The organism is Streptomyces sp. NPDC093252, assembly GCF_040683675.1.
GTDB lineage: Bacteria > Actinomycetota > Actinomycetes > Streptomycetales > Streptomycetaceae > Streptomyces.
In genome coordinates this window covers 53683-77093 of record NZ_JBFBEM010000012.1, presented here as the reverse complement: position 1 = coordinate 77093, position 23411 = coordinate 53683, and the positions used below count along the sequence as shown (strand labels likewise).

The 23411-nt window shown below is 74.0% G+C and carries 24 protein-coding genes; 11 read left to right on the top strand and 13 right to left on the bottom strand.

Annotated features, from left to right (window positions below; all coding sequences use genetic code 11):
* The first annotated feature begins 78 nt into the window (after window positions 1–78).
* Window positions 79–1302 carry a hypothetical protein gene (locus AB0O01_RS24750; RefSeq protein WP_365316580.1) on the top strand — a complete coding sequence of 408 codons (1224 nt, stop codon included), beginning with the start codon at window positions 79–81 and terminating at the stop codon, window positions 1300–1302.
* A gap of 73 nt (window positions 1303–1375) precedes the next feature.
* Here AB0O01_RS24750 and AB0O01_RS24745 read toward each other — a convergent pair whose 3' ends face one another.
* From AB0O01_RS24745 to AB0O01_RS24735, 3 genes are all read right to left on the bottom strand, one after another.
* Window positions 1376–1912 (bottom strand): tetratricopeptide repeat protein, encoded by a 537-nt coding sequence (locus AB0O01_RS24745; RefSeq protein ID WP_365316578.1) that lies wholly within the window; start codon window positions 1910–1912, stop codon window positions 1376–1378.
* A complete protein-coding gene (locus tag AB0O01_RS24740) occupies window positions 1909–3006 on the bottom strand; it encodes a MerR family transcriptional regulator (protein WP_365316878.1) in 1098 nt (365 codons plus the stop codon). The genes AB0O01_RS24745 and AB0O01_RS24740 overlap by 4 nt, the downstream gene beginning before the upstream one ends.
* 148 nt (window positions 3007–3154) lie before the next feature.
* Window positions 3155–3367: a hypothetical protein gene (locus AB0O01_RS24735; protein ID WP_365316575.1), complete on the bottom strand. Its 213-nt coding sequence runs from the start codon at window positions 3365–3367 to the stop codon at window positions 3155–3157.
* A gap of 238 nt (window positions 3368–3605) precedes the next feature.
* On the opposite strand from AB0O01_RS24735, the gene AB0O01_RS24730 reads away from it, so the two are divergent.
* On the top strand, window positions 3606–4955 hold the full coding sequence (locus AB0O01_RS24730) for a helix-turn-helix transcriptional regulator (RefSeq protein WP_365316573.1): 1350 nt from the start codon (window positions 3606–3608) through the stop codon (window positions 4953–4955).
* A gap of 23 nt (window positions 4956–4978) precedes the next feature.
* Here the strand turns inward: AB0O01_RS24730 and AB0O01_RS24725 are convergent, their stop codons facing one another.
* A complete protein-coding gene (locus AB0O01_RS24725; protein ID WP_365316571.1) occupies window positions 4979–5779 on the bottom strand; it encodes a hypothetical protein in 801 nt (266 codons plus the stop codon).
* Between the two features lie 93 nt (window positions 5780–5872).
* Window positions 5873–6241, bottom strand: a complete 369-nt coding sequence (locus AB0O01_RS24720; protein WP_365316876.1) for a MerR family transcriptional regulator — start codon at window positions 6239–6241, stop codon at window positions 5873–5875.
* Window positions 6242–6518: 277 nt separating this feature from the next.
* Here AB0O01_RS24720 and AB0O01_RS24715 point away from each other — a divergent pair, with 277 nt between their 5' ends.
* On the top strand, window positions 6519–7430 hold the full coding sequence (locus tag AB0O01_RS24715) for a polysaccharide deacetylase family protein (RefSeq protein WP_365316569.1): 912 nt from the start codon (window positions 6519–6521) through the stop codon (window positions 7428–7430).
* On the opposite strand, the gene AB0O01_RS24710 is transcribed toward AB0O01_RS24715, so the two are convergent.
* A complete protein-coding gene (locus AB0O01_RS24710) occupies window positions 7370–8377 on the bottom strand; it encodes a nucleoside hydrolase (RefSeq protein WP_365316568.1) in 1008 nt (335 codons plus the stop codon). The two genes, AB0O01_RS24715 and AB0O01_RS24710, sit on opposite strands and share 61 nt — an antisense overlap.
* Window positions 8378–8715: 338 nt before the next feature.
* Here AB0O01_RS24710 and AB0O01_RS24705 point away from each other — a divergent pair, with 338 nt between their 5' ends.
* Together AB0O01_RS24705 and AB0O01_RS24700 are read left to right on the top strand one after the other, a co-directional pair.
* A complete protein-coding gene (locus tag AB0O01_RS24705) occupies window positions 8716–9927 on the top strand; it encodes a serine hydrolase domain-containing protein (RefSeq protein ID WP_365316566.1) in 1212 nt (403 codons plus the stop codon).
* Between the two features lie 397 nt (window positions 9928–10324).
* Window positions 10325–11365, top strand: coding sequence for a winged helix-turn-helix domain-containing protein (locus AB0O01_RS24700; protein ID WP_365316564.1), 1041 nt, complete (start codon window positions 10325–10327; stop codon window positions 11363–11365).
* A gap of 181 nt (window positions 11366–11546) precedes the next feature.
* On the opposite strand, the gene AB0O01_RS24695 is transcribed toward AB0O01_RS24700, so the two are convergent.
* Window positions 11547–13292: an alpha-amylase family glycosyl hydrolase gene (locus AB0O01_RS24695; protein WP_365316562.1), complete on the bottom strand. Its 1746-nt coding sequence runs from the start codon at window positions 13290–13292 to the stop codon at window positions 11547–11549.
* A gap of 271 nt (window positions 13293–13563) precedes the next feature.
* On the opposite strand from AB0O01_RS24695, the gene AB0O01_RS24690 reads away from it, so the two are divergent.
* Complete coding sequence (locus AB0O01_RS24690; protein ID WP_365316874.1) at window positions 13564–15864, top strand: LuxR C-terminal-related transcriptional regulator; 2301 nt, start codon at window positions 13564–13566, stop codon at window positions 15862–15864.
* A gap of 235 nt (window positions 15865–16099) precedes the next feature.
* Here AB0O01_RS24690 and AB0O01_RS24685 read toward each other — a convergent pair whose 3' ends face one another.
* Window positions 16100–16519 carry an ATP-binding protein gene (locus AB0O01_RS24685; RefSeq protein WP_365316561.1) on the bottom strand — a complete coding sequence of 140 codons (420 nt, stop codon included), beginning with the start codon at window positions 16517–16519 and terminating at the stop codon, window positions 16100–16102.
* 128 nt (window positions 16520–16647) lie between these two features.
* Between AB0O01_RS24685 and AB0O01_RS24680 the strand changes: the two genes are divergently transcribed.
* The 3 genes from AB0O01_RS24680 to AB0O01_RS24670 are packed head-to-tail and all read left to right on the top strand — an operon-like array spanning window position 16648 to window position 17952.
* Entirely contained in the window at window positions 16648–17499 is an 852-nt protein-coding gene (locus AB0O01_RS24680) for a helix-turn-helix transcriptional regulator (RefSeq protein WP_365316559.1), read from the top strand.
* A 13-nt stretch (window positions 17500–17512) separates the two neighbouring features.
* The gene (locus tag AB0O01_RS24675; protein ID WP_365316557.1) at window positions 17513–17704 is read left to right on the top strand and encodes a DUF397 domain-containing protein; all 192 of its coding nucleotides are present in this window, start codon (window positions 17513–17515) and stop codon (window positions 17702–17704) included.
* Window positions 17705–17757: 53 nt separating this feature from the next.
* Entirely contained in the window at window positions 17758–17952 is a 195-nt protein-coding gene (locus AB0O01_RS24670; RefSeq protein WP_365316873.1) for a DUF397 domain-containing protein, read from the top strand.
* Between the two features lie 26 nt (window positions 17953–17978).
* On the opposite strand, the gene AB0O01_RS24665 is transcribed toward AB0O01_RS24670, so the two are convergent.
* A complete protein-coding gene (locus AB0O01_RS24665; RefSeq protein WP_365316555.1) occupies window positions 17979–18185 on the bottom strand; it encodes a hypothetical protein in 207 nt (68 codons plus the stop codon).
* Window positions 18186–18440: 255 nt separating this feature from the next.
* On the opposite strand from AB0O01_RS24665, the gene AB0O01_RS24660 reads away from it, so the two are divergent.
* The gene (locus AB0O01_RS24660) at window positions 18441–19292 is read left to right on the top strand and encodes a helix-turn-helix transcriptional regulator (protein WP_365316553.1); all 852 of its coding nucleotides are present in this window, start codon (window positions 18441–18443) and stop codon (window positions 19290–19292) included.
* A gap of 31 nt (window positions 19293–19323) precedes the next feature.
* On the opposite strand, the gene AB0O01_RS24655 is transcribed toward AB0O01_RS24660, so the two are convergent.
* The gene (locus tag AB0O01_RS24655; RefSeq protein WP_365316551.1) at window positions 19324–19608 is read right to left on the bottom strand and encodes an antibiotic biosynthesis monooxygenase; all 285 of its coding nucleotides are present in this window, start codon (window positions 19606–19608) and stop codon (window positions 19324–19326) included.
* A 286-nt stretch (window positions 19609–19894) separates the two neighbouring features.
* Here AB0O01_RS24655 and AB0O01_RS24650 point away from each other — a divergent pair, with 286 nt between their 5' ends.
* Entirely contained in the window at window positions 19895–20872 is a 978-nt protein-coding gene (locus tag AB0O01_RS24650; protein WP_365316550.1) for a Dyp-type peroxidase, read from the top strand.
* Between the two features lie 95 nt (window positions 20873–20967).
* Here the strand turns inward: AB0O01_RS24650 and AB0O01_RS24645 are convergent, their stop codons facing one another.
* The 3 genes from AB0O01_RS24645 to AB0O01_RS24635 form a co-directional block, all read right to left on the bottom strand.
* The gene (locus AB0O01_RS24645; protein ID WP_365316548.1) at window positions 20968–21843 is read right to left on the bottom strand and encodes an SDR family NAD(P)-dependent oxidoreductase; all 876 of its coding nucleotides are present in this window, start codon (window positions 21841–21843) and stop codon (window positions 20968–20970) included.
* 151 nt (window positions 21844–21994) lie between these two features.
* Window positions 21995–22543 (bottom strand): cupin domain-containing protein, encoded by a 549-nt coding sequence (locus tag AB0O01_RS24640; protein WP_365316872.1) that lies wholly within the window; start codon window positions 22541–22543, stop codon window positions 21995–21997.
* A gap of 113 nt (window positions 22544–22656) precedes the next feature.
* Window positions 22657–23283 (bottom strand): tellurite resistance TerB family protein, encoded by a 627-nt coding sequence (locus AB0O01_RS24635; RefSeq protein WP_365316546.1) that lies wholly within the window; start codon window positions 23281–23283, stop codon window positions 22657–22659.
* Window positions 23284–23411 lie beyond the last annotated feature (128 nt).

The following is a 23411-nucleotide window of genomic DNA, read 5'->3' as shown; positions in this document are numbered from 1 at the left end:
TTCAGGGCGACTTGGGGATTCGCGGAAGGCGAGCGCGTTACCGTGCTGGGTGGTACGTGATCGTGGAGGAGGGGCCTCATGGGTGGAACCGTGCTGCTGATCGCCGGGGCGCCGGTGGGGCGGGGGCGGCTGGTGGAGGCGGCCGGGGTGCTGCCGGTGCTGTCCGCCGTGGCACCGGGGGTGCTGGCGGGGGCGGAGTCGGCCCATGTCGTGGAACTGGCCGATCCGCTGGAGCCGCAGGCGGTGCTGACCCGGCTGCGGGCCGCCGCCGCCGCGCCCGACCCGCTCACCCTGTTCGTCGCCGGGCAGCTCCAGCTCGACCGGCGGCAGCGGCTGCCGCATCTGGCGCTGGCCCGCACCACCCCGGCGACCGTGCGCTACACGGCGTTCCCCTGGCACTGGTTCCGGGAGGAGCTGCGCCTGCGCACCCCCGGCAGCACCACCCTTCTGCTCGACCTCCACGCCGACCCCGAGTGCTGGCAGCACTTGGGCGAACACCCCCTCGACCTCGGCGGGGGACACGCGGTCTACGGGCGGATCGCGCCCCCGCCGGGCCGCCGTTCCGTCGGGCAGCCGTCGTACATGAGGGCCGTCGCCACCATTCTGCGCAGCGGGTACCGGCCACCGCTGGAGCAGCTCCATCAGCAGGCCCTCGCCCGGATCGCCGAGGAGAGCGAGGGGGCGCGCGAGCCGGGGATCGTGCTCGGGGTGGGGCCCGAGGTGTCGGGGGGTGTGTTCGGGGCGGGGCCCGGGGTGCCGGGGGGCGTGTTCGGTGGCGTACCTGGTGGCGTACCCGGTGGTGTATCAGGTGGGGCACTTGGGGGCGTGTCCGGCGGCGCATCCGGCGGCCCACTCGGATCCCCATCCGGCGGCGCACCCGGTGGGGATCCGCACTCCGCGCTGGCGGACGCGGTGCGTGCCGGGCGGCACCGGGACGCGGACACGCTGGCCGAGCGGTGGGAGCAGGCGGCGGTACGGGCGCACGGGGCGGGGTCGGGGGAGGCGCTGCACTGGGCGGAGGTGCGGGCGGATCTGGCGATGCTGGCGGGGGACCCGGTGCGGAGCTGCCGGACCTGGCTGACGGTGGCGGCGGCCCGGCTCGGCGCGGGGGAGGCGGCGGACGCCCCGGCGGTGGAGGCGGCCGTGGACCGGGCGCACCACCAGTGGGGGTGCATCCGGGACACGACGCGGGCCCGTGAACTCGGGCCCGCGCTCGCGGAGTTGCGGGGCAGGGTTCCGGGGCGGCGGGCGGGGGCGCTGGACCATGTGCGGCGGCAGTTGGCGGAGTTGCAGGGGGCCTGAGGCGCTCCTCCCGGGTGGTGGTGGGCGGCTGCGGAGGCATCAGGGGTCAGGGGGCAGGGGTCAGGGGTCGATGTCAGCCGGAGGGGTTCGGGGCGGAGGCGCGGCGGGCCGTGTCCCGGTGGGTGACGGCCCGGGTCACCTCGTCGATCGCCGTGCGCAGGAGGTTGCCGTAGGCGCCCGGCGGGAGGCTGGGGGCGTAGCGGCGGGCCTCCGTGAGCTGTGCGGCGGCGGCCTCGAACGCGCCGAGGCGGCGGTAGTTGTCGGCGAGATTGAGGTGCAGGGAGGGGCGGAAGGCGTCGCGTGCCAGCCCGGGGTGGTGCCGGTCCAGCCGCTCCTGGGTGAGCGCGTCGGCGGCGTCCAGGGCGCGTACGTCCCAGGCGAGGGCCTCGGCGGGGTCGTCGTGGAGGTCGGCGAGATGGTGGGCGAGGGTGCAGCGGTGCAGGGCGTCGCCGGTGACGCCGATCTCCGTCCACAGGGTGTGGAGGGCGGCGCGGGCGGCACCGGGGTCGGCGGGGGCGGTCGCGAGGGCTGTGGCTATGGCGGCCATGGTGGGGTCGAGGGTGGGTTCGGGGGCGGATTCGGCGGCAGGGGTGGGGGTGGGGGTGCTCATGGGGTGGGGGTGGTTCCTTTCGTGCGGTCTCGGGGGCTGCCGGGCTCCCGCCGGGCGGGGGCGGGTTGGCGTACGGGCATCGCCCAGGTCGTGAGGTCGCCCCGGTCGGCTGAGCGGACGGTGGCGGGGGCGCCGGGGCCGCGCAGGTCGAGCAGGACATCGGGGCCGAGGGCGGTGCTGATCGCCGGATAGAGGGTGGTCACGGCGAAGGCGATGTCCAGGCGGGCACCGGTGACGGCGGAGAGCGGCGGAGTGGGCGCGCCCGGTGTGAGACGCAGGGTGATGACGTCCTCCGGGTGGGTCTCCAGGGCGCGCAGGAAGGGCTCCTTGGCGAGGGTCGCCCGCGTGGTGACCTCGGGCAGCGCCGCCACCATCGCGTGATGGTCGGGGAAGGCGTCGGGCAGGGCACGGCAGTACGGGTCCTCCCGGCCGGTCCGGCCCAGCCGCAGCCGTACCCCGTCCGGGGCGGCCGTCTCGACGCGGACCAGCGGGCTGCTGCGGATCCCGGGGACCGCGGCCCGCAGATCGTCGCCGTCCAGGGTGGCGGCCCAGGGGACCCGCGTCGCCGGTGCGGCCGGGGCCAGGGTGCGGGTGGCGAGGCGGTAGCGGTCGGTGGCCGTGAGGGTGACCGCCTCGGGGGTGGCCTCCAGCCGCACGGCGCCGAGGACGGGGTGGCGCGGGTCGTGCGCGGTCGCGGCCAGCACCTGCTCGATCGCGTCGGCGAGAACGGGGCCCTTCAGGGCGGCGACGGGGTGTGCGGCGGCGGTGCCCTCCGGGCCGGTGAGCGCGGATTTCAGCCGGTCGGCCCTGCGGCGGACGTCGGCCGCCTCGCCGAGCACCCGGACGACATGGGCGTCGATGAGCCGGGCGGCCTCCTCGGGTCCGGCGTCCAGGATCACGGCGATGTCGGGCAGCGGCAGCCCGATCTCGCGCAGCCCGCGCAGGGCGACCGCCCGGGGCACCTGGTCCGGGGCGTAGTGGCGGTAGCCGGTGACCGGGTCCACCTCGGCGGGCGGCAGCAGCCCGGAGTCCGCGTAGAAGCGCAGGGCACTGGGGGTGAGACCGCTCCGGCGGGCGAAGCGCCCGATGGGCATCAGGGGGTCGGCGTTCGGCACCCGGCCATGGTCGACCTTCGACCGGGTCGAAGGTCAAGCGGGGGGAGGGGGTGAGGGGGGGAGGGAGAAGGCCGGGGGCCCGGGGGTGCCGGGGGTGCCCTGGGGCCCGGGGGTGGCGACCCCGGCCCTACCGCCGTACCGACTGCGTCACCCGGTCCCCCCGGTCCGGTGACGCGTCCCCCTGAGCCGGTGTCGATGTCGATGCCGGTGTCGGGGTCGCCTTCGCCGGGCCCGCGTTCGCCGCCGCGATCAGGGCCGTCGTGGCGATCAGGGCTGCGGCGAGGGCCCTGGCGTAGGGGGCGGGAGGGCGTCCGTTGCGGGCGGGGGTACGTCCGGGCACGGGAACCTCGCAGGGGGGTGAACAGGGGGGTGACAGTCGCGTGTTAAGCGCCCTTAATCCAGGGCCTAACGTAGAGGTTCGGGACGGTCGACCGGAAGAGGGGCAGGGGGAGTTACGCCATTTCGCCGATGGGCGGGCGAGCGGGTCACCGGTGCGGGGGCGGCGAGGCGGGGGCGGCGAGGCGGGGCGGAGCCCAAGTCGCCTATGGGTAAGTGGACTTACTGGCATGATTAAACGCATGGCGAACCGGGACGACCCCGAGACCATCGGGCGCAGGGTGCAGCGGCTGCGGCACGAACGCGGGCTGACCCAGCGGCAATTGGCCGAACCGGCGTACACCCCCGCCTACATCTCGACCCTGGAGGCGGGCCGGGTGCGCCCCTCCGACGAGGCGCTGCGGCATCTGGCCGACCGGCTCGGCGTCGGATTCGACGAACTCGCCACCGGCCGCCCCGCCCGCCTCGCCACCGATCTGCGCCTCAGGCTCACCGAGGCCCAGCGCACCCTGGCCACCGGCGCCGCCGAGGAGGCCGCCGAGCAGTACACCGCGCTGCTCACCGAGGCCACCGCCCACGCCCTCCCCGCCGAACAGGCCACCGCCCTGCTCGGGCTCGGCGAATGCGGTCTGGACACCGGGGACATAGTGGCCGCCCGGCGCTCCTTCGAACGGGCCGAGCAGGTGCTCGGCGAGGCCGATCTGCCCCTGCCCGCCCGCGTCCCGGCGGTGCGCGGCCGGGCCGTCTCCCACTACCTCGCCGGCGAGCTGCGCTACGCGGTCTACCTCCTGGAGTCCACGCTCGACGAGCTGAACCGGGGCGGGCTCCACGACCCCGACGCGCTGCTGCTGCTCTACGCCAGCGTCATAGGGCCCTACATGGACATGGGGGCGCACGCGCGGGCGGCGAAGGCGGCGGAGTTCGCGCTCGCGGTCGCCCCGCGGTCGGGGGACCCGGCGCTGGTGGCCCGGATGCACCGGCAGGTGGCCCGCACCCTGCTCGCCGAGGGCCGTATCGCCGAGGCCGACGCCTCCCTCGCCAAGGCCGCCGAGATGTACCGCCAGCTCCAGATCCGCACCGAACTCGCCAACTGCCACTGGATGCGCGGGTACGTCTGCGCCCAGAACGGCGAGCTGGAGCGCGCGGAGGCCGAGTTGCGCCAGGCACTGGACATGCTGTCGGCGACCCGCGCCGCGCTCTACCGCAGCCAGGCCGCGGTGGAGCTGGCGGACGTCCTGCACCGGCGCGGCAAGTCCGGCGAGGCGGCGGCGCTGCTGCGGGAGGTGCTCGGCGACCTCTCCCCCGAGCGCGGCGCGGTCCACGCGGCGGCGGCCCACCGGCTGCTCGGCATCATCGCCGAGGACGCCCGCGACACCGAGGCCGCCGAGGAGCACTACGTCCGCGCCCTCAGTCTGCTGGAGCGGGCGGGCGCGGCCGGTGACCTGGCCGACCTGTGCCGGATGCTGGGTGATCTGCTGCGCCGCACCGGCCGGGTGGAGGCCGCGCTCGACGCCTACCGCACGGGCCTCGGCCACCGCACCGCCCCGGGGACCACGACCCTGGGCCCGGCACCGGCACAGCCGCCGCTGTGAGCCGGTGAGGCCCGCCCACCCCCTCAGACCTGCGCCCGGCCCTGCTTCCGCACCTGCGCCAGGCGCTCCGCGCCCAGTTCCGCCGCCGTCCAGGTGGACTCGGTCAGGATCTCGCCCAGGCCGCCGTTGGTGATGGTCAGGGCGTCGTCGCCGACGCGGACGGCGGCCACCTCCAGGGTGAGGGTGACCGGCTCGCCGCCCAGGTCCCGGGTCACCTCCACCCGCAGGCCCTGCCGGGCGTCGCCCGCCTCCGGCAGCGGTACCCCGGTCACCGTCACCGTCCGCCGCTCCCCGCCCGGCCCGGTCGCCACGAACTTCGCGCAGTCGCCGCGCGGCAGCTTCCGCAGCCACGTCAGGGCCCGGTCCACCTCGGCCGGGGCGCGGCTGGTGACCTGGTAGCGCAACTGCCCGTCGGCGTAGTCGTCGTCCAGCCCGATCGCGGCCCGTGCCGGGACGCCGAGCAGATCGTCGGCGTACAGCGCGTCGAGCAGCCGGCGGCAGTGGGGGGTGGTGGTGGCGGCCTTCAGGAAGCCGTCCCGCCAGGTCGCCGCGCCCCGCGTCGGCATCCACGGCTCGCCGAGGTCGGTCTCGCTGATCAGCGCGGAGCGCGCTTGCGCGTCGGTCAGGGCACGCACCCCGTCCGGCGCGGGTGCCTTCCCGGCGGGCTTCGACGCCTTCGCCGCCGGGCTCTCCTTGAGATACGGCCGGGGCGGCGCGGTCTCCTGGTAGGCGCAGCCGCTCGCCACCAGCAGCAGGGTCGTCCCGAACGCCGCGGCGAGGACCAGGGCACGGATGGCCGGAGGGCTGGGGATCGGGGGTGCCATCGGGTGCCTCCAGGGGGCGGGGCCGGGGTCTCCACGGCACCACCACCCCCGCCCGCCCACCAGCGCGCCGGTCCGTACGGGTGACCGGCGCCCCTACGCCGCGCCCTCCCCGCGCACCGCCGCCAGATACTCGGCGATGGCGTCGCGGTTGCGGGCGAGGAAGTCGATACGGGCGGTCATCCGGGTCAGCTCGTGCTCCAGGGTGGCCAGCATCTCGGGGGTGGCGTCGGAGAAGTAGATGGTCCGGGGCTTGTCCAGACAGGGCAGGATCTGCTTGATGATCCGGGTCGGCAGCCCGGCGTCCAGCAGCCCCCGGATCTGGAGCACCCGGTCGACATGCCGTTCGTCGTACTCCCGGTAGCCGTTCGCGGCCCGGTCGGCGGCGATGAGACCCTGCTCCTCGTAGTAGCGCAGCAGCCGCCGGGAGGTGCCGGTGCGCTGCGACAGCTCTCCGATACGGATACGGCTGTGGACGCGGCTGTGGATTCCGGGGCGGGCCGGGGGGCTCTGGGGCGGGTGCATGGCGGCGGCGTCCTCCGGGTGGGTCGGTTGAGGGGCGGATGCGGTGGGTTGGACGGGTTCGGCGGGTTCGGCGGGTTCGGCGGGTTCGGCGGATTCCCTGGATTCCGTGGATTTCTTGACCCTCACATGAGTGTGAAGGTTCGAGCCTAGGTGAGGGCACCGCCCACCGGACCGGCTCAGCCCTCCGCACCCGCATCCATCACCCGAGGTGAACCCCGTGGAACAGCAGCTCTACGACTACAGCCCGATCACCGACCGCCCCCCGCTCCACTGGCCCGGCGGCGCCCGGGTCGCCTTCTACGTGGGCCTCAACATCGAGCACTACCTCCTCGACCGCCCCGCGACCAGCACCTTCCCCGACACCGCCGCCTTCGTCCCGGACCCCCTGAACTACGGCTGGCGCGACTACGGCCCCCGGGTCGGGATCTGGCGGCTGATCGAGAGTCTCGACCGGCACGGGATCCGGGCGAGCGCGCTGCTCAACTCCGACGCCGGGGAGCGCTATCCGCAGATCGTGGCGGCGGGCCGGAGCCGGGAGTGGGCCTGGCTCGCGCACGGCCGGAACAACTCCACCTTCCAGACCGGGATGACCCGCGAGGCCGAGCGGGAGTATCTGACCGGGGTGGTCGACAGCATCGAGCGGACCACGGGCGTCCGCCCCCGGGGCTGGATGGGCCCGGCCCTCACCGAGACCCTCCACACCCCGGAACTCCTCGCCGAACTCGGCCTGACCTACGTCCTGGACTGGACCAACGACGACCAGCCCTACCCCCTCCGGGTCCCCGGGATGCTGAGCGTCCCGTACACCGTCGAGCTGAACGACATCAGCCTCTTCCTGGGCAAGGGCTACACCGGGCCGGAGTTCGTGCGGGCGGTCAAGGACCAGCTCGACCAACTGCGCGCCGACTCGGCGGCGGAGGCGGGCGGAAGCGGCCGGGTGATGGCGCTGGCCCTGCATCCGTTCGTGATCGGCCAGCCGTTCCGGCACCGGTATCTGGACGAGGCCCTGGAGTACATCGCCGGGCACCCGGATGTGTGGCTGACGACGAGTGACGAGATCGCCGGCCACTACGCCGGTGCCGCCGCCCGTACGGACCCGGCGTCCTCCCCGGTGACGGCGGCGACATAGAGATCGACGTACCGCTCCACATCCACCTCCAGGGCCACGTCCACCAGCGCCTGGGGGCGGGTGCCGTCGTGGATCTCGGACTCGCCGTGCCGGGCGCGGAGATCGACGATCGTCTGACCGCGGGTCGGGCCGGGGCCGAGGGAGACCTCGACGGGGAGCCGCCGGGTGGTGATCCCGCCGGGGTCGGCGACCGCGCACACCGCGCCCGCGTCGCCGAGCCCACCGGCCGGGTCGTCCCCGTCCGGGCCCTCGGGGTCGGGGGCGGAGGGGCGATGGGCGAGCAGTTCCCCCGCCAACCGGGCGCCCGGCTCGTCGCTCTCCCGCAACCGCCGTACCACCCGCCCCGGGACCTTCACCCGCATGAACACATCCAGCCCGTACATGGTGATCGGCACCCCGGCGGTGAGGAGGACGGCGGCGGCCTCGGGGTCGTGCCAGACGTTGAACTCGGCGACGGGGGTGGCGTTCCCGGCGGCGACGGCCCCGCCCATCCACACGATCCGTTCGATGTGGGCGGTCACCTCGGGGTGGGTGCGCAGGAGCAGGGCGATATTGGTGAGCGGGGCGGTGGGGACGAGGGTGACCGGGCGGGGCGAGGCGAGGATCTCGCGCCGCAGAAGGGAGACGGCGTCCAGGTCGCAGGGGGTGCGGGTGGGGGCGGGGAGGCCCAGGTCGCCCATGCCGTCCTCGCCGTGCACATGCTTCGCCGAGCGCGGCTGCTCGATCAGCGGGCGGGCCGCTCCGCGGGCCACGGGGATGTCGGGGGCACCGGCCTGCTCCAGCACGGTCAGGGTGTTGCGTACGACGCCGTCGACATCGGTGTTCCCGGCGACGCAGGTCACCGCGCGCAGATCCAGGCCCGGGTGGCGGACCGCGAGGAGCAGGGCGAGGGCGTCGTCGACGCCGGTGTCGCAGTCGATGATCACCGGGATGGGCTGACCGGTCACGCGTACTCCTTGGACATGGGTTGACTTGGGTTGAGATGAGTTGACTTGGGTCGACTTGGAGTGGCTGGGTTTGACTTGGATCGGCTCGGGTTGGGTCGGGTTGGGCTGGGTGGGTCGCCCCCGGCCTCGGGCTGACCCTCGGGCTGGCCTCCGGGTGGCCTCGGGGCGGACGACGACATCCTCTCCCCATCCTTTCCCTTCCCGCACCGGTCCCTCGCGGACGCGACGCCGACGTGCGGGGCACGGACCCGGGGGTGATGCTGGTGGGGTCCGGCACGGCCGGGGGCCCGGATGGACAGCGGGTCCTCGACCCCTGATACCGGAAGAGGTGCGTCGACATGACCTCTGGGAGGCGCTCTCGCGGACTGCTGTGCGCCGTGCTGCTGCTCCTGGCGACCCTGCTCGCCCCGGCGGCGTCGGCCACCCCCGCGGCCCCGACCCCCGCGGCCCCGACCCCCGCGGCCCCGACCCCGTCCCCGACCCCGTCCGGCACTCTCGATCCCGACCTCACCGCCCGCCTCGACCGGGCCATCGCGGACGTCCAGCGCGAGGCGGCCATCCCCGGGGTCGTCGTCGGCCTCTGGATGCCGGGCAAGGGGGACTACGTCCGCGCCACCGGGGTCGCCGACAAGGCGACCGGGCAGCCGATGGCCGACGACCTGTACGTACGGATCGGCAGCGAGACGAAGACCTTCACGGTGACGGCCCTGCTCCAGCTCGTGGACCAGGGCCGGGTGGGGCTGGACGACCCGGTCTCGCGGTACGTCCCCGGCGTACCGGACGGCGACCGGATCACCCTGCGCCAGCTCGCCGGGATGCGCAGCGGCCTGTTCCCGTACACCTCCGACCCCGGGTTCGACCACACCCTCCTCAGCGACCCGGACCGGCGCTTCACCCCGCGGGAGCTGCTGGCGTACGGCTTCAAGCATCCGAACACCTTCGCGCCGGGGGCGAAGTTCCAGTACTCCAACACCAATCTGATCCTGCTGGGTCTGGTGGTGGAGAAGGTGACCGGGAGGCCGGTGGGTGAGGTGATCGAGGAGCGGGTGGTGGCCCCGGCCGGGCTGCGGCACACGCTCTTCCCCGACAACGCCGCGATCCCCGACCCCCACCCCCAGGGCTACACCAACCAGACCCTGAACGGGTCCACCACCGTCTCCACCAACTGGGACCCGACGTGGGCCTGGTCGGCGGGCGCGATGATCTCGACCCTGGACGATCTGCGGAGCTGGGCGAGGACGGTCGCCACGGGCACCCTGCTGACCCCGGCGACCCAGGCCGAACGCCTCGCCACCCTCCCCACCGGAGTACCCGGCACCGGCTACGGCCTCGGCATCTTCGACAGCGGCGGCTGGATCGGCCACAACGGCTCCATCCCCGGCTACGAGACGGTGACGGTGTACCTCCCCGCCGAGCGGGCGACGCTGGTGGTGATGCTGAACACGGACATCACCTACCGGGGCCAGGAGCCGTCGTCGCTGGTGGCGCGGGCGGTGACGCAGGTGGTGACGCCGGATCATGTGTACGGGCTGCCGGTGCAGGGGCGGTAGGCGGGGCGGGGAGCCGGGCCCCGGCGTTCGTCGCGGGTGCTCAGGAGGAGCGCGGCGCTGGAGGAGCGCGGCGCCGGACCAGGGCGCCGCGCCGGTGGGTGGGCGGGGAGGGTCGGGTACCCGGGCGGGATCATCGGCCCCGGGCCCGTACAGGACTCCCCGTCCTCCCGTGTCCCCCGTTCTCCCCGTGTGTTCCCCCGGATCCGTGGAAGGCCGGCATCCGCTCCGGGTGGTGCTCCCGGCCCGATGGGCGGGGACGGAGCGTGACGCGGGGAACCCCGGATCACCCGGGCGAGCGCTCCCACGCCCGCCGCGCCCCACTGTTGCCCCGAACGGCCGTACGCCGCCATGCTGTTGCGGCTGACCGCAAACGCTCAGTTCACCGGGGGAGAGCGACATGCTCCGCGTCCACTTCACCGCCGCCGATCTCGCCGCGACGCGGATGTGCCGGGTGTCCGATCCGCTCTGGGACATCGCGATCAGCCTGCACCGGCTCCAGACCCGCCAGGGCCGCTGGGCGCACGCCGACTGGTACCGGGCCACCCGGGAGCAGTTGCGGGAGAAGGGGCTGGAGCGGGCCGTGCGGCAGGTGCTGCTGCCGCTGTACCCCCGCGCCGCCTACTTCCCCGACTTCCTCACCCCCTTCGCCGCCACCGAGGGGCTCGACGCCGGGCTTGAGGCGGTGCTCGCGGCGCCGGAGAGCCGGGTGCGGGAGGAGATCGGGCTGCTGGACGAGGTCGTCGGGGCGCCCGACTGGACCGCCCGGCTCGGGGAGCGCGCCGCCCGGGAGGACCTCGTACGGCTGCTGCGGGCCTATCACGACGTGGCCGTCGCCCCGTATGCCGATCGGGTGCACGCGCGGGTGGAGGCCGAGCGGGGGGTGCGGGCGAGGGCGCTGCTGGACGGGGGCGCCGAGGGGATGCTCGCCGGGCTCGGGCCCTGGGCCCGGTGGGAGCGGCCCGTGCTGCATGTCGAGTACCAGCCCTCCGTGGACCGGGATCTGCGGCTCGGGGGGCGGGGGTTACTGCTCGTGCCGTCGTACTTCCTGCTTCAGCGGCCTCTGTCGTTCGCCGATCCGGGGCTGCCGCCCGTGCTGGTGTATCCGCTGGTCCACGAGGCGCCCGCCCGGCCCCGGGGGGCCGCGCCGCTGGCCGCGCTGGTCGGGTCCGCCCGTGCCGGGGTCCTGCACGCCGTCCGGCACGGCGCCACCACCGGCGAGATCGCCCGCGCCGCCGGGGTGTCGCTGTCCGCGGCCAGCCGGCACGCCACCGTGCTCCGCGACGCCGGGCTGATCAGCAGCGTCCGGCAGGGGGCGGCCGTGCTGCACACCCTCACCCCGGCCGGCGCCTCCCTGCTCCGGTCGGCGTCGGCCCCGGCCGCTCACTCCGGCCACTCCGACGACCCCGTCGAGCGCAGCACCCCCCACAGCGACGGCTGACACGGACGCACGTCAGCGCCGCCCGCCCGGGCACCCTCCGTACCGCCCCCGCCGCCCGCCCGGGCACCTCCGTACCGTCCCCGCCGCCCGCCCGGGCACACCGCCGAGAACGCGCCCGACGCCGGCCGATCCCGTACCCGACGGCCCTGATCGACCGTCACCCGTGGCGCGGTCCTGGCCTCTATCCCAGCCACACCGTGGTGTCCGGCCCCACCCGCCCGTCGCCGGTCAGCGGACCGCTGGTCAGCAGGACCTCGCCGGGCGGGAGGGGGACGGGCGCGGCGGAGAGGTTGGTGAGACAGCGCCAGCCCTCGGTGCGGGCGAAGGCGAGGACGTCCGGCCCGGTCCCCGGCTCCGCCGCCCAGACGAGGGACTCCCCCTCGGTCAGCTTGCGGCGCAGCCGCAGGGCCGCGCGGTACAGCTCCAGCGTCGAGCCCGCCACCCCGTCCTGCGCCTGCGCCGAGAGGGCCCCGAAGCCCGCCGGCTGCGGCAGCCACGCGCCGCCCGCCCCGAACCCGTACGACGGCCCGTCCACCGTCCAGGGCAGCGGCACCCGGCATCCGTCGCGGCCCTTCAGGGCGTGCCCGGTCTGCTCCCACACCGGGTCCTGAAGGGCGTCCGGGGGCAGATCGGCGACCTCGGGCAGGCCCAGTTCCTCGCCCTGGTAGAGATAGGCCGAGCCGGGCAGGGCCAGCATCAGCAGGGTCGCCGCGCGGGCCCGGCGCAGCCCGGCCGCCGGGTCGACGGGCGGTTCCTGCCCGCCGGACAGCAGCCAGGCGTCCGCGCCGGTGCCCGGGGGCAGCATCAGCCGGGAGGCGTGCCGGATCACATCGTGGTTGGACAGCACCCAGGTCGCCGACGCCCCGGCGGCGCGGGCGGCGGCCAGCGACTCGGTGACGACCCGGCGCAGCGCCCCCGCGTCCCAGGGGGTCTGGAGATACTCGAAGTTGAAGGCCTGCCCCAGTTCGTCCGGGCGGGCGTACCGCACCCGGCGCCCGCTGGGCACCCAGGCCTCGGCGACCGCCGTCCGGGGCGGCCGGTAGCGGTCGAAGAGCCGCCGCCAGTCGCGGTAGATCTCGTGCACCTCGTCCCGGTCGAAGAACGGGTGGGTGCCGGGCGGCAGCCGGGTCAGGGCGGCGTCGCCGCTGAGCGCCGGATCGCCCAGATCGCGCAGGGGGTCCCGGAGATCCTTGACCAGGGCGTGCGCCACATCCACCCGGAAGCCGTCCACGCCCCGGTCCGACCAGAACCGCAGGGTGGTGCGGAAGTCCTCCCGGACCTCCTCCCGGTCCCAGTTCAGATCGGGCTGCTCGGGGGCGAAGAGATGCAGGTACCACTGGCCGCCGTCCGGCAGCCGCCGCCACGCGCTGCCGCCGAACACCGACAGCCAGTCGGTCGGGGGCAGTTCCCCGTCCGCCCCGCGCCCGTCCCGGAAGACGTACCGCTCGCGGGCCGGGGAACCGGGCGGCGCGGCCAGTGCCTCCCGGAACCAGGCGTGCCGGTGCGAGGTGTGGTTGGGCACCAGGTCCACGATCACCTTCAGCCCGAGCCGGTGCGCCTCGGCGGTCAGGGCGTCGAAGTCGTGGAGGGTGCCGAGGCGGGGGTCGACGGCCCGGTGGTCGATGACGTCGTAGCCGCCGTCGGCCAGTTCGGACGGGTAGAACGGGCTGAGCCAGAGCGCGTCCGCGCCGAGCCCCGCGATATGCCCGAGCCGCGCGGTGATCCCCCGCAGATCACCCGTCCCGTCCCCGTCGGCGTCGGCGAAGCTGCGCGGATAGACCTGGTAGACGACGGCCTGCCGCCACCAGTCGGGGTCCCGGGAGGAGAGATCGGGCCCTTCGGGGGGTTGGTGGCCCTCGGGGGGTTCGGGGCCCTCAGGGGGGTCCGAGTGCTCGGGGGCCTCAGGGTGCTCGGGGTGTTCGGTCACGCCCGGAAGTCTGTCCAGCCCGCCGGGACGGTGAAACCGCAGGCACGCGGGGGAAGGCTGCGGGCGTACGGGACCTCTTGCGGGAACCCCCGGTACGGGGACCCCTTCCGGGGGACCCCCGGTCAACCCGGGCAACCGCCCCGCCCCTGGTCGAAACCCGCGCACGGCCCGTTCCCGCCGGTTCACCCGCCCCGGCACTCCTCGCGCCATTCACGCTCGGCATCCGTATGCCTACGCTGTGATGGTCGGTATGGACGGCATCGGGGGTCGCATGGGGTTCGGGTTCGGGCAGCGGCGTGGTGGGCAGTTGCCGGTGGAGTTGACCAGTTTCGTCGGCCGGGGCGCGGAACTCGCCCAGCTCCGGACGGCGCTGGAGCAGTCGCGGCTGGTGACGCTGGTCGGCCCCGGAGGGGTCGGCAAGAGCCGTACGGCGCTCCGCGCGGCCGGGGCCGCCGCCCCGCGCTACCCGGACGGCGTACGGCTGGTGGAACTCTCCGCCCTCCGCGACCCGGAGCTGATCCCGGCCACCCTCGCCGGGGTGCTGGAACTGCCCGAGCAGCCCGGGATGACCCCGCTGGACGCGGTGGTGGAGCATCTGCGCGGACGGCGCCTGCTCCTGGTCCTCGACACCTGCGAACACCTGGTGGACGCCTGCGCGATGCTCACGGACATCCTGCTGCGCGAGGCGGGCGGGCTGACCGTCCTCGCCACCAGCCGCCAGCCCCTGGACGTCCCCGGCGAGCACTGCATCCCCCTCGCCCCGCTGGCCCGGGAGGACGCGGCGGACCTGTTCGTGCAGCGGGCGGCGGCGGTGACGGCCGGGTTCGCCGGGACCGGCGCCGACCGGGAGCGCACGCTCGCCCTGGTGGACCGCCTGGACGGCATCCCGCTGGCCCTGGAACTGGCGGCGGTGCGGCTGCGGGCGGTCCCGCTCGCCGAACTGATCGCCCGCCTTGACCGCCGCTTCGAGGTGCTGACCGGGGGCCGCCGCACCCGTCTCACCCGCCACCAGACCCTCCGTACCGCCATCGACTGGTCGCACGACCTGTGCACGCCCGAGGAACGCCTGCTGTGGGCCCGCCTCACGGTCTTCGCGGGCTCCTTCGAACTCTCGGCGGCCGAGCGGGTCTGCGCGGACGCCGAACTGGGCGCCGAGCAGGTGGTGGAGGCGCTGATCGGGCTGGTGGACAAGTCGGTCGTCCAGCGCATCGGCGAGGACGGCGGGCGCTACCGCCTGCTGGACACCATCCGCGAGTACGGCGCGGGCCGCCTGGAGCGCGTCCCGGACGCGGGCCGGGGTGTCCGCCGCCGCCACTTCACCCACTACGAGCGGCTGGTGTCCCGGTTCTGGGACGAGTTCCTGAGCCCGGAGCAGGTGGCGCTGCACCGGGCGGTGCGGGAGGAGATCACCGACATCCGGGCGGCCCTGGAGTGGGCCTGCGCGGGCGACGAGGGCCGGGCCAAGGACGCGCTGTGGATGGCGACCCGGCTGGGCCCCTACTGGCGGGCGGCCGGCACGCTCTCCGAGGGCCACCACTGGATCGACAAGGGCCTGGCCCGCGTCCCCCAGGACTGCCCCGAACGGGCCTGGGGCCTCCAGATGACCGGCATCTTCGGCGTCTGGACCGCCGACCTCGACACCGCCCTCGACCGCTTCCCCCGGGCCCACGAACTCGCCGTCCGCATCGGCGAGGACCGCGTGGAACGCTCGGCCGCCGCCTACCTCGGCGCGATGACCGCACTGGGCGGCGACATCGAGACCGGCCTGGCCGAACTGGAACGCAACCGCCTGCGCATCGTCGAATCCGGCGACGGCCTCGCCATCGGGGTGGTCCACTACGAGGCCGCCCTGCTGCGCGCGGTCCTCGGCGACACGGACGGCGCCCTGGACCTGTGCCGCACCGGCCTCGCCTACCTCTCCGGGGTCGGCGAACGCCAGCTCTACGCCTCCACCCAGAGCACCCAGGGCATGATCCTCTGGCTCAGCGGCGACCACGAGGAGGCCGAACGCTGCTTCCGGGACGGACTGGAGGCGGCCGGGGAGATCGGCGAGGTGCTGGTGGCCGCGCTGGCCTGTCTGGGCCTGGCCTGGTGCGCGGCGCAGCGGGACCGCCCGGTGCGGGCCTGCTGGCTCCTCGGCTACGCCCAGCACGCCCGGCGCCTGGGCGGCGACCCGGTGGCGCTGCTGCCGAGGCTGCTGGAGGAACTGGAGTCGGTCGACAAGGCGGTCCGCGCGGCGCTCGGCTCCGCCGAGTACGAACGGTGGCGGGAGGCCGGGGGCCGGATGTCGGGGCAGGAGGTCCTGGAAGGAGTCCGCGCGGACATCGATGTCCCGATCCCCCCGCAGCCGACGGCTCCGCCGGGCGTCCGTCTCCCCGCCCGCTCCCCCGACTCCCTCACCCGCCGCGAACGCGAGGTGGCCGCGCTGGTGGCGCAGGGCCTGTCCAACCGGGAGATCGCCGAACGCCTGGTCATCTCCAAGCGGACGGTGGACGCGCATGTGGAACACATCCTGGCCAAACTGGGGATCGCGTCCCGCACGGAGATCCCGGAGATCCCGGCGACGACCTAGCCGCTCGGCGTACGTACGTATGGGCCGCCCGAGCGGTACGTGTACCGATCTTCCCGGCTCCTGGCCGTCCCGCCCCCGCGGGCACGGCAGTCTGGTGTGAGCCGCCCGGGGGACGGGCGTGCGGGTCGCCGGCAGTTGGTCAACCCCCACGGCTGTCATGGCAAGGCCCCCGCACCACACCTCCCCTCGGCGGCACGCAGCGGGGCTGCCCCTGGTCGGCGGGGCAGCCCCGCTTTCATGCGCTCCCCCGGCCCCCGGTGTCCATCCGGAAGAAGACGGTCTTGGAGGCGGGGCCGGGACCCCCGTGGACGGTCGTCGTCCCCCACCGGTCGGCACAGGCGTCCACCAGCAGCAGCCCGCGCCCGCGCTCCGCTTCAGCACCGGCTCGGCACAGGGTCGGCACCCCCGGCAGATCGTCCCGCACGGTGACGGTGACGGAGGCGTCCGAGACGGTGACCTCCATGTGGATATCGGGGGTCCGGGTGTGCTGGTAGACGTTCGTGACCAGTTCGCTGGTGCAGAGCCGCGCGGACTCGGCGAGGGCGGCATGCCCGGTGGAGCGGAGCAGGGAGGCGACCAGATCGCGCAGTACCCCGGGGGCGGTACGGGCGTTGGCTGTGGTGAGGCGGTAGGAGGTGGGGGGTGTGAGGGGCATGGGGGTGACTCCCAACGCGGTTGTGGCTGGGTGGTGTTGGGAGAGACGGTAGCGTATGCGTAGCACGCTTGTTACCGACATTCAGAAATGGTTTTACGGCCTCGTCGGCCGACAGAATGGGGAGCCTGATGCCACCGAGGAAAGTGCCGACCGCGCGGCAGCGCCGACTGGGTGCGGAGCTGCGCAAGATCCGCGAGCACTCGGGGCTCACACTCATCCAGGCCGCGACCGAACTGGGCACGGACCGGACGACCATGAGCAACATCGAGTCGGGCCGGTTCGGGGTGAGCAGCGAGCGCGTACGCACCTGGGCCGCGCACTACGGCTGCCCCGACGCCGAGTATGTGGGAGCCCTCGCGGGCATGGCGGAGGAGCGGGGCAAGGGGTGGTGGGAGGACTATCGCGGGGAGTTGTCGGCCGGGCTGCTCGATCTGTCGGAGATGGAGCACCACTCCGCGGCGCTACGAGTGGTGCAGATCATGCATATGCCCGGCCTGCTTCAGACCGAGTACTACGCCCGCGCCGTGTTCTCCGTGGCGGTACCGCCATTGAGTGACACGGACCTGCGGCGACGGCTCTCGCACCGGCTGAAGCGCCGTGATGTCCTGGATCGACCGAAGGCGCCGAGCTGTACTTTCCTGATCCATGAGGCTGCTCTACGGATGGTGTTCGGCAGCCGGGCCATCGCCCGATCCCAGCTCACCCACCTCTTGGAGGAGTCCGAACGGGACAACGTGTCCGTGCGCGTTGTGCCCTTCGCCATAGGCGGTTTCCCCAATGCGGGAAGTTCGACACTCTATGCATACGGGGCGGTTCCCCAGCTCGACACGGTCCAGACGGACACCCCGCACGGCCCCGCCTTCCTGGACGCCGAGACCCGCTTGTCCAACTACCGGGCTGTCCTGGACCGGACCGAAGAGAGGTCGCTCGACGCCGGTCAGTCGCGTGACTTCATCCACGAGATCGCCCAACAGGTCTGAAGACAGGAGAACCATGAACATCCAGTGGCAGAAGTCGTCCTTCTCGACGGACGCGGAAGGCAACTGCCTCGAACTGGCCACGCACGGCGGCGAGATCCTCCTGCGGGAGAGCGAGGACCCGGAGTCGATAGTCACGACGACCCCGGCGAAGCTTGCGGCGTTTCTGGCCGGGGTCAAGGCGGGGGAGTTCGACCACCTGGTCTAGAGATGGCTCGGGCTCTTTCATCGGTCGGCAAGCAGCATGGAGGTGTGAGAGACATGACTCTGCACTGGCAGAAGTCGTCGTTCTCGACGGACGCAGAGGACACCAACTGCCTCGAACTGGCCATGCACGGCGGCGAGATCCTCCTGCGGGAGAGCGAGGACCCGGAGTCGATAGTCACGACGACCCCGGCGAAGCTTGCGGCGTTTCTGGCCGGGGTCAAGGCCGGAGAGTTCGACTACCTCGTCTAGACCGGGCCGCAGCTCCGGCCGGCGGATCATGGCTGGTCGGGCATCGGCATGAGGCCGTACGACGATCGGCACGGGCGGCAGGCGAACAAGGTGCCGTGCGCCCCGGGCCCCGATCCCTGCTCGATCACCTCGATCAGCCGGACGCCCCGCGCGTAGTTCTGGTGCCACGCGCACCAGCCGTACCCGGAGGGGTCGCGCGGGGCTGCCGCTGAGGATTGAGGGCTCTCGGCCATGGCGACTCCAACCGGTCGGGCATCCCCGGAGGGAGCCGTCGTGCCCATCGACGCTAGGCACGTACCAAGCGTCGGCTCCAGCAATGTGCACCGATGTTCACCTCACTCGATGTCTCCTTGACCGGCGTCAGCGGACAGTGAACCGTGATGTACATCGCTGAACACCAAGACCGCCGGAGGCGATCGTGGATATGGGACCGGGCGGTCCCGCACGGCGAGTACACGATCACCTAGCGGAAGGCACCCGGCCGGCTCATGCCCCTGTCCCCGTCGTCCTCGGCCCAGGCCGCGCGCGAAGCCGTCGCGCAACGCCTCAAGGAGCTGCGCGCCGATGCCGGGATCTCCGGGTCCGAGCTGGCCGGGCGGTGCGGCTGGTCCCACTCCAAGACCTCCCGGATCGAGGGCGCCCGCACCCCGCCGTCCGCCGACGACATCCGGCGGTGGTGTGCGGCCTGCGGCGCCGCCGGGCAGGCCGCCGACATCGTCGCCCAGTCCCGTACCGCCGAGTCCCTGTACACGGAGTGGCGGCGCAAGGTCCGTACCGGGCTGAAGCAGCTCCAGCGGAGCTACGTACCGCTGTTCGAGGCGACCACCCTCTTCCGGGTCTACTCGCCGACCATGGTGCCAGGACTGCTCCAGACCGAGGGCTACGCACGCGGCCTGATGACCTCGATCACGCGTTTCCGGGACGTCCCCGACGACACGGCCGACGCGGTCGCCGCCCGACTGGAACGGTCCCGTGTCATTCATGCGCCCGGCCGCCGATTCGTCCTCGTCATCGAGGAGGGAGTGCTCCACCACCAGCTCGGCGACCACGACGCCATGGCCGCCCAGCTCGGCCATCTCCTGACCGCGGGCGCCCTGCCCCAGGTGTCGCTCGGCATCATCCCCGCCGCGACGGCCGCGCGCCCCATGTGGCCGCTGGAACTGTTCCACGTGTACGACGACACCCTCGTGTCGATCGAACTGCTCGCGGCCCGGGTACAGGTGACCCAGCCGTCCGAAGTCGCCCTCTATGTCGCGGCATTCGAGGAGCTGCGCCGCATGGCCGTCTACGGGGCGCAGGCCCGCGCACTGATCCTGCGGGCCATCAAAGCCCTCCACTGACCGCCGGCAGGGTCGAGCGGACTCAGGTGGCCTACGCCTCCCCGACCCCCGAGATCTCGTACCGCCTCACCTCCGCCCCCAGGATCCGGGCCGACTGCTCCGGCTCCGGGCCCGTGTCGCGGAAGTGGGTGAGGGCCTCCTCGGACTCCCAGCGTTCGTAGACCTGGATGCGGTCCGGTTCGAGCGGGTCGGGGGAGAGGGTGAAGTCGAGGCAGCCGGGTGTGGCGCGGGCCTGTGCGATGACCGGGACGCATCCGGTCAGATAGGCGTCCCGGTCCTCGGCCTCCACCCGCAGGTGTCCGGCGATGATGAGCATGGTGTTTCCTTCCCGGGGGTGGAACGGGGTCGTCGGAGGGGTGGACCGGGGTGCGGGGGCGGACTCATCGGTCACGACGGACACCGCCTGCACCGCTTGCCCCGGAGCGCGCTCCAGCACCGGCCGTCCGCCGTCCGCCGTCCGCCCCGGACGACGAGCATGCGCTGCCGCCCGCGGGGCCCGGGCGTGGCTGATATCCCGTCGTTTGCGGGGGAGTTGAAAGGATGCCGACAGGTGTGGGCGTAACGGGCGGCGGGCAGGGAGACCCCGGACCGAGAGGGGAACCATGCCGTCACCCGAGCCACCTTCATCCCGAATACGGCGCCCGCCGGCGCGGGCGCCCGAACCACAGCCGGTGGCGGGGCCGCCCACCGCCGCCGCCGTCTTCCTGGTGCTCACCCTCGAACCGGGCGGAGCCGCCGTCGCGCGGGAGGTGCTGGGCGCGGTCGAGGGGCTCACCCGGTCCTTCGGATTCGGCCACCCCGAGGGGCGGCTGACCTGCGTCGCCGGGATCGGCGCCACCGCCTGGGAGGCCGTGTACGGCAGTCCGCGTCCGGCCGGACTGCACCCCTTCCGGGAACTGGCCGGGCCCCGCCACCGCGCCCCCGCCACCCCCGGCGACCTGCTCTTCCATCTCCGCGCCGACCGCCCCGACCTCTGCTTCGCGCTCGCCGCCGAACTCGTCCGGCGGCTCGGCGACGCCGCCCGCGTCCAGGACGAGGTGCAGACCTTCGCGTACTACGACTCCCGCAACCTGCTGGGCTTCGTGGACGGCACCGAGAACCCCGTCGGCGACCTCGCCGCCGACACCGCCCTCGTCGGCGACGAGGACCCCGCCTTCGCGGGCGGCTCCTACGTCCTCGTACAGAAGTACCTCCACGACGTGGAGGCATGGGGCAAGCTCACGGTGGAGGAGCAGGAACGGGTCATCGGGCGCACCAAACTGACCAATCTGGAACGGGACGACGCCCCCGGCTCCCATGTCGACGTCAACACCCTCACCGCGCCCGACGGCACCGAACTGCGCGTCCTGCGCGGCGCGATGCCCTTCGGCCGCCCCGGACACGGCGAGTTCGGCACGTACTTCGTGGTCTACGCCCGCGATCCCGAGGTGCCCGCGACCATGCTCCGCCGGATGTTCCTCGGCACGGACGGGGCCGCCGCGCCCGATCCCATCCTGGACTTCTCGCGCGCCGCGACCGGCACCGCCTTCTTCGCCCCTTCCGCCCGGTTCCTGAAGGAGGCAGGCGGGGACGGGGACTGACGGCCGTCGGCCGACGACTGCCTACCCGGCGCGGCCGTCCTGGCCGCCCAGGGCAGATCACCAGCAGGCGGAGACCTTCGTCGGCCGGTCGGTCGTCACCAGGTCGGGCGGGCGCTCACTCCGCCGTCCACGACCAGGTCCGTGCCGCTGATCCAGCTCGCCGCGTCCGAGCAGAGGAAGACGCAGGCGTTGCCTATGTCCTCGGGGCGCCCGAGGCGGACCAGGGGCGCGGCCTCGGTCCAGCGGCGCACTCCCTCGGGCCAGTCGGCGGCCAGCCCGGGGCGGTCCACGAGGCCGGGGGAGACGGTGTTGACCCGTATGCCGTCGGGCCCGTACTCCAGCGCGGCCGAGCGGGCGAACATCACCAGCGCGGCCTTGGCGGCGTTGTAGTGCGCGTGCCCGGTGGCGGGGCGGTGCGCCTCGATGGAGGCGATATGGACCACCGCACCTCCCCCGCCCCGCTCCCGCATCACCCGCGCGGCGGCCTGCGTGCACAGGAACGCGCTGGTCACATGGGCGTCGTACATACCCCGCCAGTCGGCGCCGGTGAGATCGTCGAGGGGGGTGACGGGCTGGATCCCGGCGTTGTTGACCAGCGCGTCCAGCCGCCCGCCGCGCCAGGCGGCGCTCTCCTCGACCAGTCTCCGGCAGTCCGCTTCGCGGGTGAGGTCGGCGCCGACGGCCAGGGCCCGGCCGCTGCCGCCGTCCATCGCCCCGATCCCGGCGACCAGCGCGTCCGCCCGCTCCCGGCCCCGGTGGTAGTGCACGACCACATCGGCCCCGGCCCGCGCGAACTGCCGGGCGATGCCTCCCCCGACCCCACCGCTGGCCCCGGTGACCAGCACGACCCGGCCGCGCAGATCGGGGTGGGGGGAGGGCGGGGAGGGGGAGGAGGAGGGTGGGGAGGGGGAGGGGGAGGAGGGTGGGGGTGGGGTGTGGGGTGGTGCGGGGTCGCGAGGGGTGTCGGGCATGGGTGCGGGGCTCCGGGGGTGGGGTGGGGTGGCGCGCGGTCGGGCCCGGCGTCCGGCGGGGGCAGGGGCGGGGGCGGGGGACCTTCGGGGCCGGTCGTCCGGCGGCGGCAAGCGGGGGCAAGCGGCGGCAAGGGGCCTCGGGCCCCGCCCGTCATCCGGCCGGGGTGTCGTCGTCCGGCCCCGTCATCCGGCCGGGGGCGTCGGCGCGGTGCAGGGAGCGGATCAGGTCGGCATGGCGGGCGTGGTGGGACGCGAGGCGCTCCACCTCCTCCGTGTCGGCACCGTCGTAGTCCTCGGGGAGGAAGCCCGGGGCCATCGTCGTACCGAAGAGCGACCAGCGTCCGCCAGGGGCGACCCGGGCGCCCATCCAGGCTCCCGCGGGCACCACGGTCTGCACCTCGCCTCCCGGGCCGCCGAGCCGGGTCAGACGGTCGGTGCCGTCCGGGAACAGGGTCAGGAGGGTGAGGGGGTCGCCCTCGTAGAAGTGCCAGACCTCGTCGGTGGGGAGGCGGTGCAGCGCCGAGAAGTCCCCGGCGGAATCCTTGGTGGAATCCCCGGCGGAACCCTCGGCGGGACCGTCGCCTCCGTCGCCGCCCGTCAGCAGGACGATGATGGCCGTGCCCGACGGGCGGCCGTCGGGGCCGGGCGGGCCGGCCCACGTCTGCCGGAACAGCCCGCCCTCGACCGGCAGGGGCCGCAGCCCGTAACGGGCGGCGACCTCCTCGGCCGAGGGCGCTCCACCGGAGCGGGAAGAGCCTGCGGGGCCGGAGAAGCCAGCGGGCCCGGAGGAACCGGAGGGGCCAGCGGGGCCGGTCAGAGTCCGAACTCCTGCGGGGCCAGACCCAGCACCCCGCACGCCTCGCGCAGCACCTGCTCCTCCGCCGGGGCCACATAGCCGTCGGCGCCCGCGACCACGATGCCGGTCTGGATGACGGCCCGCGCCTCCGTGGGCTTCTTCCCGGCCTGGGCGATCACCTGGAGGACCTGGGTCTTGCCCTGCGGGAAGTCGAAGGCCAACTGGTCGACATGCTTGTTGAACCGCTGGCGCAACTGCTCCGGCGGGAAGTTGGCCAGCACGTCATTGGTGAGGATCAACTGCTCCACATGCTGGCGCTCGGCCGGGTCGACATGGCCGTCGGCCGCCGCGACCAGCGCGCACATCGCCATGCTGGCGTCCCGGTAGGCCCCGCTCTTCAGCTCGGCCTTCAACGAGGTGAGCTGCGACTTGAGCGCGCTGACCAACTGGGCCTTGGAGCCGCCACTGCCGCTGGACGAGCCGCCGTGCCCCCCGCCGTGCCCGGACTGGCCCTGGCCCCCGAATCCGCCGAGGCCACCGCTCTGACCCGGCTGCCCGTGCCCACCCTGCCCGCTGGAGCCGCGCCCCTGTGCCTGCTGCTGAAGGCCCTTGGCCTGATCCTTGATCCGGTCCCACATCGCCATGCCAGCCACCTCGGCCTCTGCCGTCTTCCGTCATCACACTTCTGTCGTCGTTCTGGCAACGTCTGCCCGCCCAGAGGAGTTCCCTCACCTCCCGCGCCCCGCCGAACCCCGATCAGCCGCCCGCATCC

Bases quoted from the DNA above. Each gene is read 5' to 3' on its own strand.
- AB0O01_RS24635 (WP_365316546.1), bottom strand. From the start codon at position 23,283: ATGGCGATGTGGGACCGGATCAAGGATCAGGCCAAGGGCCTTCAGCAG.
- AB0O01_RS24750 (WP_365316580.1), top strand. From the start codon at position 79: ATGGGTGGAACCGTGCTGCTGATCGCCGGGGCGCCGGTGGGGCGGGGG.
- AB0O01_RS24740 (WP_365316878.1), bottom strand. From the start codon at position 3,006: ATGCCCATCGGGCGCTTCGCCCGCCGGAGCGGTCTCACCCCCAGTGCC.
- AB0O01_RS24660 (WP_365316553.1), top strand. From the start codon at position 18,441: ATGCCCCTGTCCCCGTCGTCCTCGGCCCAGGCCGCGCGCGAAGCCGTC.
- AB0O01_RS24690 (WP_365316874.1), top strand. From the start codon at position 13,564: ATGGGGTTCGGGTTCGGGCAGCGGCGTGGTGGGCAGTTGCCGGTGGAG.
- AB0O01_RS24680 (WP_365316559.1), top strand. From the start codon at position 16,648: ATGCCACCGAGGAAAGTGCCGACCGCGCGGCAGCGCCGACTGGGTGCG.
- AB0O01_RS24670 (WP_365316873.1), top strand. From the start codon at position 17,758: ATGACTCTGCACTGGCAGAAGTCGTCGTTCTCGACGGACGCAGAGGAC.
- AB0O01_RS24730 (WP_365316573.1), top strand. From the start codon at position 3,606: ATGGCGAACCGGGACGACCCCGAGACCATCGGGCGCAGGGTGCAGCGG.
- AB0O01_RS24650 (WP_365316550.1), top strand. From the start codon at position 19,895: ATGCCGTCACCCGAGCCACCTTCATCCCGAATACGGCGCCCGCCGGCG.
- AB0O01_RS24700 (WP_365316564.1), top strand. From the start codon at position 10,325: ATGCTCCGCGTCCACTTCACCGCCGCCGATCTCGCCGCGACGCGGATG.
- AB0O01_RS24655 (WP_365316551.1), bottom strand. From the start codon at position 19,608: ATGCTCATCATCGCCGGACACCTGCGGGTGGAGGCCGAGGACCGGGAC.
- AB0O01_RS24685 (WP_365316561.1), bottom strand. From the start codon at position 16,519: ATGCCCCTCACACCCCCCACCTCCTACCGCCTCACCACAGCCAACGCC.
- AB0O01_RS24645 (WP_365316548.1), bottom strand. From the start codon at position 21,843: ATGCCCGACACCCCTCGCGACCCCGCACCACCCCACACCCCACCCCCA.
- AB0O01_RS24745 (WP_365316578.1), bottom strand. From the start codon at position 1,912: ATGAGCACCCCCACCCCCACCCCTGCCGCCGAATCCGCCCCCGAACCC.
- AB0O01_RS24665 (WP_365316555.1), bottom strand. From the start codon at position 18,185: ATGGCCGAGAGCCCTCAATCCTCAGCGGCAGCCCCGCGCGACCCCTCC.
- AB0O01_RS24675 (WP_365316557.1), top strand. From the start codon at position 17,513: ATGAACATCCAGTGGCAGAAGTCGTCCTTCTCGACGGACGCGGAAGGC.
- AB0O01_RS24725 (WP_365316571.1), bottom strand. From the start codon at position 5,779: ATGGCACCCCCGATCCCCAGCCCTCCGGCCATCCGTGCCCTGGTCCTC.
- AB0O01_RS24705 (WP_365316566.1), top strand. From the start codon at position 8,716: ATGACCTCTGGGAGGCGCTCTCGCGGACTGCTGTGCGCCGTGCTGCTG.